The sequence below is a fragment of the Haemophilus parainfluenzae genome (genome assembly GCF_003252725.1).
GTDB classification, from domain to species: Bacteria; Pseudomonadota; Gammaproteobacteria; order Enterobacterales; family Pasteurellaceae; genus Haemophilus_D; species Haemophilus_D parainfluenzae_L.
In genome coordinates, this window is the sequence record NZ_QEPO01000001.1 from 64,306 (window position 1) to 79,736 (window position 15,431).

Genomic DNA, 15,431 nt, shown 5'->3' on the forward strand with positions numbered 1-15,431 from the left:
TAGAGAAAAAATTTTAACGACAAGGGGTACATTATGTATATCGATACTTCAGAACTTTGTGATATTTATGCTGATCAAGTGGATGTGGTTGAGCCAATTTTTTCTAGTTTTGGTGGCATCAGCAATTTCTACGGCAAAGTGACGACAGTAAAATGTTTTGAAAATAATGGATTAATTGCTGAAATTCTCGAAGAAAATGGTAATGGCAGAGTGCTTGTCGTAGATGGCGGTGGTGCAGTACGTCGTGCTTTAATTGATGCTGAGCTTGCACAACTTGCCGCAGATAATGACTGGGCGGGCATTATCGTTTATGGTGCAGTGCGTCAAATTCAACAACTTGAAAATATTGATATTGGTATCCATGCGCTTGCACCAATTCCAGTTGGCGCAGATGAAAATAATCATGGTGAAAGTGATCTTCCAGTGAATTTTGGAGGCGTGACGTTTTTCCCTGAAGATTACATTTATGCCGATTTAACAGGTATTATTCTTTCACAAGAAGCATTAGATTTAGAAGATTTCGAAGAAGAATAATTTTGAAATTATTGACCTTTTTAAAGTGCGGTTAGAAATAACCGCACTTTTTTTGTTAAATTTTTTTTGAACAAGATCACATTTTAAACATTTGTTGGTTGAAAGTTTGTAACATTCATTTAACATCGCAAATAGTTCATCTGTAATCAGTTTGGAGGGACTCATGAACGAAACAAACACAACTAAAAATTATAAAAGTGGGATTATCTTTCTGCTGGCGATAGCCTGTTTTTTTATTTTATTAAAATCTTTACCTTTCGCGCCTAAGGAAAATGCTGGTTTAGCATTATTAGCCTTTGTGGCGATTCTTTGGTTAACTGAGGCATTGCATGTCACAGTGACCGCTCTGTTGGTGCCATTACTTGCGATTGCCCTTGATTTGGTGACAACCAAGCAAGCTTTAGTCGCGTTTGCTGATCCAACCATTTTCTTATTCTTTGGTGGCTTTGCTTTAGCGACAGCTTTACATATACAAAAACTCGATAAAATGATTGCCAATAAAATCATGGCAATGGCTCGTGGAAATTTATTTGTCGCTGTGATGTATCTTTTCTCCATTACGGCTTTCCTTTCTATGTGGATGAGTAACACAGCAACAGCAGCCATGATGTTGCCTTTAGCGATGGGTATCTTAAGCAAACTTGATAAAGAAAAAGAACATAATACTTATGTCTTCGTATTATTAGGGATTGCATATAGTGCGAGTATTGGTGGTATGGGTACATTAGTGGGTAGCCCACCAAATGCTATCGTTGCAAGTAACTTACATTTAACCTTCTCTGATTGGTTATGGTATGGCTTACCAATTATGCTCATTTTGATGCCGTTGATGATTGGTACACTTTTCATTGTCTTTAAACCAAAACTTAATTTACATTTTGAACAAAACTTTGAACGTATTGAAATGAATGGCCAACGCATTTTAACGCTTGTCATTTTTGGTGTTATTGCACTTTGTTGGGTATTTAGTAGTTATATTAATCCAATCATTTCAGGTGTATTTGGTCTTGCTAAAAATATCGGTAGTTTTGATAGCGTCGTCGCATTACTTGCGGCTGTCATTATTTGTTCAACCGGTGTAGCAAATTGGAAACAAATCCAAGAAAGCACTGACTGGGGCGTATTGATGCTTTTCGGGGGTGGTTTAACCTTGAGTGCAGTGTTAAAAGATTCGGGCGCAAGCAAAGTGTTAGCTGACGGTATTGTATTCTTGGTTCAAGGACAACATTACTACCTCATTGGTTTATTGGTCGCAACCTTCATTATTTTCTTAACTGAGTTTACTTCCAATACGGCAAGTGCGGCGTTATTAGTACCAATCTTTATTTCTATCGCGCAATCTCTCGGTATGCCGGAAATTGGTCTTGCGTTAATTATCGGTTTAGGTGCATCTTGTGCATTTATGTTACCGGTAGCAACACCGCCAAATGCAATTGTGTTTGGTACAGGTGAAGTTCGTCAAAGTGATATGATCAAAGCTGGATTTATCTTAAATATTGTGTGTATATTTGTTATCGCGACAATTGGATATTATTTCTGGTTGAATTAATCGTATAAAAGAAAAGGGCGTGTTGAAGATATCCAACACGCCCTTTTGTTATTTCAAATAAAGATTATTCATCTTTACTTGATTTATCTTCTTCTACTTCAATCTCAACTTCATCTGCTTTATCTGCAGCACCGTTGATCGTTAAGCAAATCTCACTAGAAATCAAATGCTCTAAGATTGTTGCTAGCTCGTGTAATTTTTCTTTGTCATCATCGAAGTAACCTTCTTCTTTTAAGTTAGCAATGAAGGCAGAGAATACCGCTTTATCAAAGAATTCTGGCGCATTAATACCATGTAATACTGAAAGACGCTGTGCCACCAATTGGCTTTCTTTTTCTAGTAAACCACGGGCAATTTCAGGATCTCTACGTAAAATGCTTACTGTAATGTAGTAGCGTTGTAAGATTTCACGCATACCCGCAGACCAAAGTTGTAAAATACGAACTTTAGCGCGGTGGATAGATAAGAAATTATCATTGGCTTGGATAACTTCTTGACGCGCAAATTCATCAATAATGGCTTTAATTTGTGTATCTAATTCTTCTTCATTGAAATGAAGGAAGAGTTCGCCTTTTAAGAATGGATAAATTTTACGTACCGCATCCAATAATAAATCTTTTTGGATTGCTTCATAATGTAAAACGATGCTCGCAACAAGAGAAGGTAACACAAATAAGTGTTGAATATTGTTGCGGTAATACGTCATGAGAACAGCAGAATTACGTTCTAAACGAATAATTTCCCCAAAGTTATCTTTTTCAACTAACACACCCACACGATCTAAGCTTAATACATGGTCAAGCATCGCTTTTGGTGTATCAGTTGGCAGTACCACATCAGTAGAATACGGTACATTTTTTAACATTTCTTGATAACTAGAGAGTTGTTCTAATAGTTGCTCATGAGAAAGTGCACGTTGACGAGAAGAGAGTAGAGCGGTCCCCACTAAATTCATCGCATTGACGGCTGCAGCTTTATTAATATTCACCATTACTTGATTAGAAACAGATCCCACCGCATGGTTAAACCAGTGTGGTTTATCCTCATGATGTTGTTCTTTCCATTCTGGATAATGATGATTGAGGTAATTGGAAAGTGTGATTGGCTCACCGAAATTCACAAAACCTTGACCTAAATTACGTAATTTCTTAATCACACGTAAAACCAAGCCAGCATTTTCTTTTTCTTTGGCGGCACCACGTAATTCTTTCGCATAAGTATCTACTTCTAATACGTGTTCATAACCGATATATACTGGCACCACAGAAATTGGACGCGTTTGGTTATGTTGAAGCGCTTGTAGTGTCATTGACATCATACCGGTTTTCGGTGCAAGCAAGCGACCTGTACGAGAACGACCACCTTCAATAAAGTATTCGACGGAATAACCGCGGTGGAATAATTCCCCTAAATACTCACGGAAAATTGCAGAGTAAAGGCGGTTACCTTTAAATGTACGGCGAATAAAGAATGCCCCCCAGCTACGGAATAAAGGACCCGCTGGCCAGAAGTTTAAGTTGATCCCTGCTGCAATGTGTGGCGGTACAAGACCTTGGTGATAGAGCACATAAGAAAGTAATAAATAGTCAATGTGACTACGGTGACAAGGCACATAAACAATCTCATGTCCTTCTAATGCTAATTTACGTACTCGGTCCGCATTTTGTACATCAATCCCTGAATACAGTTTGTTCCATAACCATCGTAAGAAGCGATCCGCTGCACGAAGGCTTGAATGACTTACATTTGCTGCAATTTCATGAAGAATTTTTTCGGCTTCAGCGTAGGCCTTCTCGCGGCTGATATTTTTTGATTTTGCCTCATCTTCAATCGCATTTTGAATCGCTTGGGAATTTAAGAGTTTATTAAACATCGCTTCGCGGTTTGGCAAACGAGGTCCTGTCGCGGAAATGCGTTGTTTAGCGAAGTGCATTTTTGCCACTCGAGCCAGTTTTTGCGCAATTTTTTCATCAGAACCGTGCTCATTTACCATGTAACGCAAAGAAAGCGCTTGAGAAAAACGCACAAAAGTATCACGTCCAAACCAAATTGCCGCAAAGGTTTTTTGAATACCGTTTAATAAGCGAAGATTGGGCAAGCTTGCTTTATCTTCTTTACCTGGTGAACGCCCCCAAAGCACAGAAACAGGAATGAGTTGTACATCTAAATCGGCTGCATCACGGTGCAGTTCTAAGTATTTATTGAAGACTTTAGCGGTTTCATCTTTTGCGCCTTTTGATTTAAAAAAGCGACGACCTTCATCTAAATAGACATAACGTGGTAATGCTACGCCATCAATCACATTCTTTTCAGCTGGATCAGGCAAACCTACACTCAAACAGTTACGACGGAAAATCACGAAGTCAGTTTGAGAGGTATAAGGTAAAACATAAAGAATAGGTTGATTGATATTGAGTTGAAGCTCTTCGATGGGTTGAGCGGGAATAGGATTATTTTTTACTAAAACCGAAAGCGGTAATTCTAATAATTTACGATAAGTACTTACGATGCCAGACATAATTAATATTCTCTTTTTGTTAGACATTTCTAGGTATTGTCAGGCATTTTAACACATTCGACCAGTCAAATTCTAAAAATTTACATTTGCGATTTATGATGAGCAGTCAAAAATATGAAAAAAATTGACCGCACTTTTATCGCTAGAAAATAGTTGTTGCAATCGTCATCTTTCTGTATATACTAACAGTTATTCTGTATAAAGTAACAGGAGTGTATATGAGACCATTAACTGCCAGACAACAAGAAGTGCTGGAACTCTTAAAACGCCATTTAGAAACCACGGGCATGCCGCCAACTCGTGCAGAAATTTCTCGTGAATTAGGCTTTAAATCACCTAATGCGGCGGAAGAACACTTAAAAGCACTTGCTCGTAAAGGTGCAATTGAAATTGTTGCGGGGGCTTCTCGCGGTATTCGCATTATTGATGACAGTGCAAATGATGAGGAAGAAGAAGGCTTACCGCTCATTGGTCGCGTGGCAGCAGGGGAACCTATTTTAGCGGAGCAACACATTGAAGGTACCTATCGTGTTGATGCTAATATGTTTAAGCCTCAAGCTGATTTCTTATTAAAAGTATATGGCCAATCCATGAAAGATATCGGTATTTTAGACGGCGATCTTCTTGCTGTACATAGCACAAAAGATGTGCGAAATGGACAGATTGTTGTCGCACGAATTGAAGATGAAGTGACAGTAAAACGCTTAGAACGAAAAGGTTCTGTTATTTATCTGCATGCAGAAAATGAAGAGTTTCAGCCGATTGTCGTTAATCTTGAAGAACAGCCTCATTTTGAAATTGAAGGGATTGCAGTAGGGATCATTCGTAATAACGCTTGGATGTAATGATGAAAGTGCGGTGAGAAAATAAAGTGTTTTTTGACCGCACTTTGTCTATTCTGGCTATTTGCCATTCGGCTTATTGCTCTCTATAATGCCAAAAAATTTTCAAATCAAGGAAGGAAACATGCAGTTTTCCAAAATGCATGGCCTTGGCAATGACTTTGTTGTTGTTGATGCTGTGACACAAAATGCCTATTTTACCCCTGAAACCATTAAACGCTTAGCCGATCGTCATCGTGGAATTGGTTTTGATCAGCTTTTAATTGTTGAGCCACCTTATGATCCAGATTTAGATTTCCATTATCGTATTTTTAATGCCGATGGCAGTGAAGTGTCGCAATGTGGAAATGGGGCAAGATGTTTTGCGCGTTTTGTCACCTTAAAAGGGCTGACTAATAAAAAGGATATTGCAGTAAGCACGCAAAAAGGAAAAATGGTTTTAACGGTAAAAGAAGATGGGCAAATTCGCGTCAATATGGGCGAGCCGATTTGGGAACCTAATAAAATTCCTTTTACTGCAAATAAATTTGAAAAAAATTATATTCTGCGTACCGATGTTCAAACAGTGCTTTGTGGTGCGGTATCAATGGGCAATCCACATTGTGTTGTTCAAGTGGATGATATTGAAACGGCCAATGTAGCAGAGTTAGGTCCATTATTAGAAAATCACGAACGTTTTCCGGAAAGGGTAAACGCTGGATTTATGCAAGTCGTCAATCGTAACCACATTAAATTGCGTGTATATGAACGTGGTGCAGGTGAAACGCAAGCGTGTGGCAGTGGTGCTTGTGCTGCAGCGGCTGTTGGAATTATGCAAGGTTTACTTGATAACAAAGTGCAGGTTGATCTACCTGGTGGTAGCTTGCTTATTGAGTGGGAAGGCGTAGGTTCGCCGCTTTATATGACGGGTGATGCGACTCATATCTATGATGGTAATATTCACCTTTAATCTCTTCTAATCTGAATAAAAAATGCGTGGATACGATCCACGCATTTTTTACTTATTGTTCAACTTCCACATCACGCTGATTTAATGGTTGCGTTGGGCGGTTGTTTTTCCCTTCCATCTCTTCTATCGCGGCAATTTGTGCTTTGCTTGCTTGAATTGGGGCTTTAAAAATGGTCCAAGCCACGTTTTCACTACAAGGTGGAGTAGTGAGCGATCCATTTAAGCGGAAGCGTGCCATCTCTTTTGGCATTAGTGCTTGAATATCAAGTGGTTGAGCCAATTTTTCTTTTTGTCCAACGGTGAGTTTTTTCTCAACGACTGGCGCTAATGCTGGATTAGCTTCACCTTCATTCACCATTACGGCAACAACCGCTAACGCTTTATCTTCACTTTGATGGACAAAATGAATTTCTAAAGGATAATGTTGGCGTTTAAAGGTATGTTCACTTGGTGTGTGAAAGTGAAATTGTTTTAAATAAAATGGTTTATTGTTGAGCGTAATAAATGGGGCATTTTCTTGTGCAACACTGACTTGCACGGTATGTCCATTGTTTTCCACTTGATACTCCGCAGGGAAGTAATTCATTTTAAGTGGTTTATTTGCTACTTTCATGCCGTTATCAGCTTCGAGATTAACAGGTGACTGAACCTTCCCTAGCTTACAGGTTTGATACTCGGTGAGCAAATCACCCCAATGTTCAGGGCTTTCTTTCCCATTATAAGACCAATGCTCTTTATGCGTTTGGGCAAATGATGTTGCGCTTAATGCGATAAGTAAGCTAGAAAGCAATAGACGAGTCTTCATAAGGCACCTCTCCTTTTTTGTGGTATATGCCTCATCGATTCTACTGGTTCTGTATGATAACTTTTTGATTTTGGTCAAGTTTTGTTTGAGTGTTTAACTCGTCGTACGAGTGAGGGAATGCTAAAAAAGCCGTCTATTTCGACCGCACTTTTTTAGCTATGACAGAGTCGTTCTCTCAGATCTTTTGCAGTTTTGCTGGTTTTAATTCGTTCAAAAACGATGTCCGCTTCAGGATATTCTTTATTGAGATAGCGTAGCCATTGTTTGATTCGGGCGACATGATAAAAACCAGAATCATGGAAATTTTCCATTTTCGCATATTTTTGCAAGATTTTTTGAATATCCAGCCAAGGCATTTTTTCGCAATTTTGTTTGAGTACAAGGCTTAAGTTAGGAATATTTAATGCACCACGCCCGACCATTAGATCTTCACACCCGGTCGCTTTTAAACATGCTTGACCATCTTCCCAACACCAAATTTCACCATTAGCAATTACTGGGATTGTTAAGCGAGATCTCACTTCACCGATTTTTTCCCAATTGATGCGATCGGCACGATATCCATCGGATTTGGTTCTGCCGTGAATAGTGATTTCAGTGGCGCCACCTTGTTGTACTGCATCGGCAATTTCAAAAGCTTGTGAAGTACAATCCCAACCTAATCGCACTTTCACACTGACAGGTAAATGACTAGGTACGGTTTTTCGTAAGGCTAGAGTCGCTTGATAAATTAGTTCAGGTTGCTTGAGAAGTGCTGCACCTCCGTTACTGCCATTAACGGTTTTGGATGGACAGCCACAATTTAAATCAATACCATGTGATCCAAGCTCAATGGCACGATGGGCATTTTCAGCAAGACAGTTCGGATGTTGACCTAAAAGTTGGACACGGACAGGTGTTCCAGAAGGTGTAAAACCCTGATTTTTGAGTTCAGGGCAAAGACGATAAAAGACTTTTTCGGGTAAGAGTTGATCCACCACGCGGACAAATTCGGTGATGCAGAGATCGTATTCATTCACTTCAGTTAGAAGTTGGCGAACAAAAGGATCGAGCACCCCTTGCATGGGGGCGAGGATAACACGCACTATTTCCAGCCTTTCACTTTACAAATTAAATCGTAAGCGGCTTGGATTTGCTGCGCTTTTTCTTTAGCCATTTCCATCATTTCTGGCGGTAAGCCTTTAGCGACTAATTTATCTGGGTGATGTTCATTCATTAAACGACGATATGCACGTTTTACGGCATTGCGATCATCACTTTCACTCACGCCCAATACTTTATAAGCATCGCTTAATGTTGGGCCTGAAGATTGCTGGTAACCACCTTGTTGTTGGTATTGGTAGCTACCTTGCTGTTGATAACCGCCCTGTTGGTATTGGCGATAGAATCCACTCTGGGTAAATTGACGAGCCGCAATTTCCATTGCCAGCATTTGCTCAAACTGCATACGGGAAAGACCAAGCTCTTCAGCCACCACATAAAGCACTTCTTTTTCTGAGTCATGTAATTGAGAATCAGCAAATGCGGCTTGCACTTGTACGTGCAAGAACATTCTCAGTAAATCAGCTCGTTGTCCACATCCAATGCGAAATTCGCGAATCACCTGACGTAGTGGAAAATCTGCTGCTTTACCTCGACTAAATGCCTCTTGAGCAAGTTTGCGATGACTCTCATCTAATTGCATCTGATTCATCAACTGATTCGCCAGTTGAATATCTTCTTCTGTTACACGACCTTTGGATTTACTTAAATGTCCAAGTACCGCAAAAGTAGTTTGCATAAAGAGCGCTTGTCGGGTCGTTTTTTTCTTAAAAAAGCTAGAGTTAACCGAACCAAGCTCATAGAGTTTTTTATCTGCGATAGAGCCTAAAATAAGTCCAGCGATGGCGCCTAAAAAGCCTCCCCATTTAAAACCGAGAAAAACGCCGATAATCTTTCCAAAAAAATACATTCTCTTCCCCTAAAGTGCGGTCAAAAGGTCTTTTGACAATAATGGGCAAACGCAAATGTCTGCCCTTACATTAATATGGCTTTATTCTTATTTTTCAAGTGATGAATTACACACCATAACTTTCACGATAAGCCCGCATCGCAGGTAAATATTGCTGATAATCGGGTTCTTTTTCAATGAATTGCATTAAATCATCCAAATCAATAATAGAAAGCACTTTGCACTGATAGTCACGTTCCACTTCTTGAATAGCGGAAAGTTCGCCTTTGCCTTTTTCCTGACGATTTAATGCAATAAATACGGCGGCTAATTTGGCGTGATTGACTTCAAGAAGCGCCATGGATTCACGAATGGCTGTGCCAGCTGTAATGACATCATCGACTAACAACACATTGCCGGCTAATGGGCTACCGATCAAATTACCGCCTTCACCGTGATCTTTCGCTTCTTTGCGATTAAAGCAAACAGGTGTATCACGATTAAATTGATTGAATAGTGCAATGGAAACGCTCGTCGCAATCGGAATACCTTTATAGGCAGGTCCAAAAATGACATCAAAATCGACCGCACTTGATTGAATTGCTTTCGCGTAGTATTCACCTAAGCGAGCAAGATCTGCGCCAGTACTAAACAATCCGGCATTGAAAAAATAAGGACTTTTTCGACCTGATTTTAGGGTAAATTCACCAAATTTGAGCACTTGGCGGCTCAGCGCGAATTTAATAAATTCGATTTTGTAGCTTTCCATTTTTTGTTCCTATAAACCTAATGCTTCACGTTGTGCAGCGAAGATTTGTTCGCAGCCTTGTTTTGCTAAGCCCAATAAGGTGAGTAATTCTTCGTGGCTGAATGGTTCACCTTCTGCAGTACCTTGCACTTCGATCATGCGGCCATCTTCCATCATCACAACGTTCATGTCTGTTTCAGCGGCTGAATCTTCCACATATTCCAAATCACACACGGCTTCACCTTCAACAATTCCAACCGAAATTGCAGCAACCAGACCTTTGATTGGATTGGTTTTTAATGTGCCGTTAGCGATTAAACCATTGATAGCATCACATAAAGCCACTGCTGCACCAGTGATAGAAGCTGTTCTTGTACCGCCATCCGCTTGAATCACATCGCAGTCTAAGGTAATAGAACGTTCGCCAAGGGCTTCTAAGTCAACCATGGCACGCAATGAACGTGCGATTAAGCGTTGAATTTCCATGGTACGTCCACCTTGTTTGCCCTTTGCGGCCTCACGTTGCATACGGCTGTGTGTAGAGCGTGGCAACATGCCATATTCTGCTGTCACCCAACCTTGATTTTGTCCTTTTAAGAAACGCGGTACGCTTTCATCAACACTCGCCGTACATAATACTTTGGTATCACCAAATTCAACTAATACTGAGCCTTCAGCATGTTTCGTGTAATTACGGGTGATTTTGATTGGACGAGATTGATGATTTTCACGATTATTTGGACGCATTCTGAATTCCTTTATTTTTATTGATAAAAAAGCGTGCCTATTTTAGCACGCTTTTCACTGTTTTATGGATTTGCTTGTTCAAACTCACGAATTTTATTAAAGACATCTTGTAAATCTGAGCCGTAGTTAATTTTTTGCAATTCAGGAACAGAGTTTGATTTCACTAACATTCTCAGTGGTTGGAACTGCATATTGCACAAGTAGATTTGTTGATGTGGCAACATATGTTGTACAAAGTGAGTGAGTGCATGAATGCCCCCAGTATCGAGTACGGTCACAGCATCGCATTGCAATACGATATGTTTGATTTCGTGATCCGTATGTACGGTTTTATCGTGCAAATCCGCAAAGAGTTTATCTGCCGCCGCAAAGAACAATGGGCCACTGATACGATAAGCTAACACATCATTCAGATCTTCTGGTGCAGGTTGCTCAATAGCTTTTGTCATTTCTGCAATGGTGCGGATAAATAAGAGGCTCGCCAATAATACGCCAACTGAGATGGCAATCACCATATCGAATAACACGGTGAGAATTAAGCAAGTGAACAACACCGCAATTTCATTTTGTGTGGAACGACGCGCCAAACGAATAATTTCAGGCACATTTGCCATATGCCATGCGACTATCAACAATAGAGCAGCCATGGAGGAAAGTGGCAAGTAAGACAGGGCATTCGCAAAGAATAACAGTGAGAATAAGACTAAGAGTGCATGAATAACACTAGATATTGGTGATACCGCACCCGATTTCACATTAGCTGCTGAGCGCGCAATGGCTGCTGTTGCGGTAATCCCACCTAAGAATGGTGAAACAATATTCCCTAAGCCTTGAGCGAGTAGTTCATTATTGGAGCGATGTTTAGTATCCGTCATGTTATCTAAAATGACCGCACAAAGTAGTGACTCAATCGCACCTAATACTGCCATTGAAAAGGCTGCAGGTAAGAGCGTCTGTATGCGATCAAAATTCCAATTGATGACTTCACCTTGTGAGTTTGGAATATTCCAAGGTAAGGCAAATTCAGGCAAGACATTAGGAATGCCATTTCCCGTTGTGCCATCCGCTAAGGTGTAGTGGAATGCCGTACCAATAGTTTCAACCGAGAAACCAAATTGTCCTAAGGCTAATGCCATCAGTGTACCAATAATCACAGCAGGTAAATGACCAGGCACAGGTAAACGAAGTTTGTGCCATTGTGTGAGAACAAATAAGGTGACCACACCAACAGCGGTATCAGCCCAGCTAATCGTTGGAAGTGCGGTCAAAATAGCCTGTACTTTTTCAATATAGTGAGGTGGCATTTGGGTAATATCTAAACCTAAGAAATCTTTGATTTGCAATGTACCGATAGTAATGCCAATCCCGCAGGTAAAGCCAAGTGTAACGGGGAGAGGTATATACTCAATTAGTCGTCCTAATCGAGACAGCGCCATGATGACTAAAATAATCCCCGAGAGCAGCGTCGCCATAAGCAAACCACTGAGTCCAAATTGTTGGGTGACGGGATATAAAATCACGACAAATGCCGCGGTTGGTCCAGAAATATTAAAACGCGATCCACCAGTTAATGCAATCACAATACCCGCTACGATAGCCGTATAAAGACCATGTTGTGGTGGAACACCGCTGGCGATCGCTAAGGCCATGGAGAGGGGAATCGCAATGACTCCAACAGTGAGCCCCGCAATAATATCTTTAATCAATTTTTGTTTTCCGTAACCTTCACGGAAAGATTCTTTCAATGCGCTAAATGGTTTTACAGCCAGAAACACATTTTTAGAAAAGAGTGATTTGATTTGCATAAAAATACGACGATAGAAAAGAGATAAGTTTATATTTTAGCTAAAAGGAATAGGATTTTTTATGTTCTAGCTCAAAAAACTTGACTAATCTTAGATAAATCTTTATATTTCACGCACTTCAAAACGGTGAGATGTCCGAGTGGTTGAAGGAGCACGCCTGGAAAGCGTGTATGTGCGAAAGTGCATCGGGGGTTCGAATCCCCCTCTCACCGCCATTCAAATATTTTCTTTTCTGAATTTAAAATCATCTTTTAAACTAATCATTTTGAAATCTAGAATTGACGTTATTTTTCTTTGTATAAAATATGCGTAGAGCTATTACTTTCGCTGAAAAAGTAAATAGAAAAACAATAATAGATTGAGATGAGTTATGGCACGCCCTAAAGGATTCGAACCTTTGACCCACGCCTTAGAAGGGCGTTGCTCTATCCAGCTGAGCTAAGGGCGCATTTCAAGGGTTACATCTTTTGTATGGAATTTCGAGGGAAATATAAAAGAAGTGGTCGGCGAGATAGGATTTGAACCTACGACCCACTGGTCCCAAACCAGTTGCGCTACCAAGCTGCGCTACTCGCCGACGATTGAGCACAATTATAGTGAGCTTTTCTTTTCAGTCAATTAATTTTTTAGATTCCTCTTTCAACTGCTCAAAATTATTCCAGTTTTTTTAACCGCTCTTTTGTTGTCTTTGTAAAATAAGGCGTAGTCAGTTAAAATAGCAAACGTTTACTTAATGCCATCTTGAGGAAAAAACGCATGACTGCTCAAATTATTTCAGGTACTGAACTATCAAAAAAAATCAAATCGGATGTTGCCAATAAAATTGAACATTATCGTGCTCAAGGTAAACGTGCGCCAGGACTTGCGGTAATTTTGGTGGGGGCAGATCCCGCTTCTCAAGTTTATGTAGGCAGTAAACGAAAAAGCTGTGAGGAAATCGGGATGGTTTCAAAATCCTATGATTTACCTGAAACAACGTCGGAGGCAGAATTACTACAACTGATAGATCAATTGAATGCCGATGAAACCATTGATGGTATTCTCGTGCAACTTCCATTGCCTAAACAAATTAATAGCACATCAGTGATTGAGCGTATTAGCCCTGAAAAAGATGTGGATGGTTTCCATCCTTATAATGTGGGACGCTTATGTCAGCGTATTCCAACTTTACGCGCTTGCACCCCTTATGGTGTGATGAAATTATTAGAAACTACAGGTATTGATTTACACGGTAAGCATGCCGTGATCGTTGGTGCATCAAATATTGTAGGGCGTCCAATGTCGCTTGAATTATTATTGGCAGGCGCTACTGTCACGGTAACGCACCGTTTTACCAAAGATTTAGAACATCATATTCGTCAGGCGGATGTTTTAGTGGTAGCTGTGGGTAAACCTCGTTTTATTCCGGGCGATTGGATTAAAGAAGGGGCAACAGTCATTGATGTGGGGATTAACCGTATCAATGGCAAATTAGTGGGCGATGTGGAATATGATGTGGCGATACAAAAAGCGGCTTATATTACGCCAGTACCGGGTGGAGTAGGACCAATGACAGTTGCCATGCTGATGTTTAATACACTTTATGCCTATGAGCGTAACAATCAACTGGTTTAAGAAATAAAAAAGTGCGGCTAAATTTGACCGCACTTTTTGTCTTAATGTAATTTCAATCTTGGTTTTAAATAGTGGTTAAGTTTATCTACTAAAATAATCAAGCCAATCTTAATACATCCATGCAAAGCATGTTGATGCATACGATATAAAGACACGTACGCAAACTGTGCAAATTTACCTTGAACAGTCAGTGGGTTTTTCCCAAATTTATTTGAAATGCTACCCAATGCGGTAAAGCTTGAAAGAGAAACCAAGGTTCCCTTATCGTTGTACTTGAAGGCTTTTAATGGTTTTTGCTCAAAAAGTGCAAAGATATTTTTTGCACAAGCTTTTGCCATTTGGTGTGCCGCTTGCGCTCTTGGCGGAACTAATTTACCGTTTGGTTGCATTAATGCCGCACAGTCACCAATGGCAAAAATACTGTCATCCACCGTAGTTTGAAGGGTATCTTTTACCACTAATTGATTGATACGGTTAAGCTCTAATCCATCGAATTGCTGTGTCACCGTTGAAGTGCGAACACCCGCCGCCCAAACAATAAGGTCAGCTTTGATTTCTTCGCCATCTTTGGTGATAAGTGTATTTGGTTGGGCTTCCGTGATCATGGTATTTAATTTCACATTTGCCCCCATTTCTTGCAATTCATCTAATACCGCTGCAGATAAATTTTCAGGTAGAGCCGGTAATAAGCGAGGACCTGCTTCAACTAAGGTGACTTGCAAGCAAGAATTATCAATTTTACCGTAACCGTAAGAAGACAAGTCTTCAGTCGCATGATAAAGCTCAGCAGTTAATTCCACACCAGTTGCACCGCCGCCAACAATCGCAATATTGACTTTACTTTCATCCACTAATTTCTGTTTAAATTCTTCTTCACCAATATCATCTAATGCGCGGTTTTCAGAGAATTTAAGGAATAGTTCCAACATTCTTTGTTGGAAGCGAAGTGCTTGATCTGAGCTATCCAAGAAAATACAGTTATCGGCAACGCCTTTTGTATTGAAATCATTCGATTTACTGCCGATCGCAATCACTAAGTAATCATAAGGAATACGGCGCGCAACCACGAGCATATCGCCTTCTTGCCCATAAACTGGGGCAAGTTCAACATATTTTTGCTCACGATTAATACGCGTGATTGAGCCTTGCTCAAAGCTGAAATGGTGGTTTTTCCCGTGTGCACGATAGCTCAGAGAATCTGTACCATCATCCATCACACCTGTAGCAATTTCATGTAATAAGGGTTTCCATAAGTGGGTCGCATTGCGATCCACAAGCGTCACTTTAGCCTGTTTTTTACGACCTAATTTGTCACCTAAAAATGTCGCTAACTCTATGCCGCCGGCGCCACCGCCAACGATAACGACGTTTTTCATAAAGTACTCCTAAA

13 protein-coding genes and 3 tRNA genes are annotated in these 15,431 nt (G+C 40.3%); 6 read left to right on the forward strand and 10 right to left on the reverse strand.

What is annotated here, in order from left to right; all coding sequences use genetic code 11:
* Positions 1 to 33 precede the first annotated feature (33 nt).
* Both rraA and DPV85_RS00385 read left to right on the forward strand, forming a co-directional pair.
* Positions 34 to 534 carry a ribonuclease E activity regulator RraA gene (gene rraA / locus DPV85_RS00380; protein WP_111326369.1) on the forward strand — a complete coding sequence of 167 codons (501 nt, stop codon included), beginning with the start codon at positions 34 to 36 and terminating at the stop codon, positions 532 to 534.
* Positions 535 to 697: 163 nt separating this feature from the next.
* Entirely contained in the window at positions 698 to 2,083 is a 1,386-nt protein-coding gene (locus DPV85_RS00385; protein ID WP_111326370.1) for a DASS family sodium-coupled anion symporter, read from the forward strand.
* Between the two features lie 64 nt (positions 2,084 to 2,147).
* On the opposite strand, the gene plsB is transcribed toward DPV85_RS00385, so the two are convergent.
* Positions 2,148 to 4,601: a glycerol-3-phosphate 1-O-acyltransferase PlsB gene (gene plsB / locus DPV85_RS00390; RefSeq protein ID WP_111326372.1), complete on the reverse strand. Its 2,454-nt coding sequence runs from the start codon at positions 4,599 to 4,601 to the stop codon at positions 2,148 to 2,150.
* A 218-nt stretch (positions 4,602 to 4,819) separates the two neighbouring features.
* Here plsB and lexA point away from each other — a divergent pair, with 218 nt between their 5' ends.
* Both lexA and dapF read left to right on the forward strand, forming a co-directional pair.
* A complete protein-coding gene (gene lexA, locus DPV85_RS00395) occupies positions 4,820 to 5,446 on the forward strand; it encodes a transcriptional repressor LexA (protein WP_005698192.1) in 627 nt (208 codons plus the stop codon).
* Positions 5,447 to 5,567: 121 nt separating this feature from the next.
* The gene (dapF, locus tag DPV85_RS00400; protein WP_014064761.1) at positions 5,568 to 6,392 is read left to right on the forward strand and encodes a diaminopimelate epimerase; all 825 of its coding nucleotides are present in this window, start codon (positions 5,568 to 5,570) and stop codon (positions 6,390 to 6,392) included.
* 52 nt (positions 6,393 to 6,444) lie between these two features.
* Here dapF and DPV85_RS00405 read toward each other — a convergent pair whose 3' ends face one another.
* The 6 genes from DPV85_RS00405 to dauA all read right to left on the reverse strand — a co-directional run bounded on the left by DPV85_RS00405 (position 6,445) and on the right by dauA (position 12,427).
* On the reverse strand, positions 6,445 to 7,197 hold the full coding sequence (locus tag DPV85_RS00405; protein ID WP_111326373.1) for a carbonic anhydrase: 753 nt from the start codon (positions 7,195 to 7,197) through the stop codon (positions 6,445 to 6,447).
* Positions 7,198 to 7,349: 152 nt separating this feature from the next.
* The gene (gene dusC, locus DPV85_RS00410) at positions 7,350 to 8,282 is read right to left on the reverse strand and encodes a tRNA dihydrouridine(16) synthase DusC (RefSeq protein WP_111326375.1); all 933 of its coding nucleotides are present in this window, start codon (positions 8,280 to 8,282) and stop codon (positions 7,350 to 7,352) included.
* Positions 8,282 to 9,148: a co-chaperone DjlA gene (gene djlA, locus DPV85_RS00415; protein WP_111326376.1), complete on the reverse strand. Its 867-nt coding sequence runs from the start codon at positions 9,146 to 9,148 to the stop codon at positions 8,282 to 8,284. The genes dusC and djlA overlap by 1 nt, the downstream gene beginning before the upstream one ends.
* 106 nt (positions 9,149 to 9,254) lie before the next feature.
* Complete coding sequence (gene pyrE / locus DPV85_RS00420; protein ID WP_111326378.1) at positions 9,255 to 9,896, reverse strand: orotate phosphoribosyltransferase; 642 nt, start codon at positions 9,894 to 9,896, stop codon at positions 9,255 to 9,257.
* Between the two features lie 9 nt (positions 9,897 to 9,905).
* The gene (gene rph, locus DPV85_RS00425; protein ID WP_049365314.1) at positions 9,906 to 10,622 is read right to left on the reverse strand and encodes a ribonuclease PH; all 717 of its coding nucleotides are present in this window, start codon (positions 10,620 to 10,622) and stop codon (positions 9,906 to 9,908) included.
* Positions 10,623 to 10,684: 62 nt separating this feature from the next.
* Positions 10,685 to 12,427, reverse strand: a complete 1,743-nt coding sequence (dauA, locus tag DPV85_RS00430) for a C4-dicarboxylic acid transporter DauA (protein ID WP_111326379.1) — start codon at positions 12,425 to 12,427, stop codon at positions 10,685 to 10,687.
* A 125-nt stretch (positions 12,428 to 12,552) separates the two neighbouring features.
* Here dauA and DPV85_RS00435 point away from each other — a divergent pair.
* Positions 12,553 to 12,642 (forward strand) — tRNA-Ser (locus tag DPV85_RS00435).
* Positions 12,643 to 12,798: 156 nt separating this feature from the next.
* Here DPV85_RS00435 and DPV85_RS00440 read toward each other — a convergent pair.
* Together DPV85_RS00440 and DPV85_RS00445 are read right to left on the reverse strand one after the other, a co-directional pair.
* Positions 12,799 to 12,875 (reverse strand) — tRNA-Arg (locus DPV85_RS00440).
* 52 nt (positions 12,876 to 12,927) lie between these two features.
* Positions 12,928 to 13,004 (reverse strand) — tRNA-Pro (locus DPV85_RS00445).
* Between the two features lie 179 nt (positions 13,005 to 13,183).
* Here DPV85_RS00445 and folD point away from each other — a divergent pair.
* Positions 13,184 to 14,041, forward strand: coding sequence for a bifunctional methylenetetrahydrofolate dehydrogenase/methenyltetrahydrofolate cyclohydrolase FolD (gene folD / locus DPV85_RS00450; protein ID WP_070775979.1), 858 nt, complete (start codon positions 13,184 to 13,186; stop codon positions 14,039 to 14,041).
* 41 nt (positions 14,042 to 14,082) lie between these two features.
* Here the strand turns inward: folD and DPV85_RS00455 are convergent, their stop codons facing one another.
* A complete protein-coding gene (locus tag DPV85_RS00455) occupies positions 14,083 to 15,417 on the reverse strand; it encodes an NAD(P)/FAD-dependent oxidoreductase (protein ID WP_049365317.1) in 1,335 nt (444 codons plus the stop codon).
* Between the last annotated feature and the right edge of the window lie 14 nt (positions 15,418 to 15,431).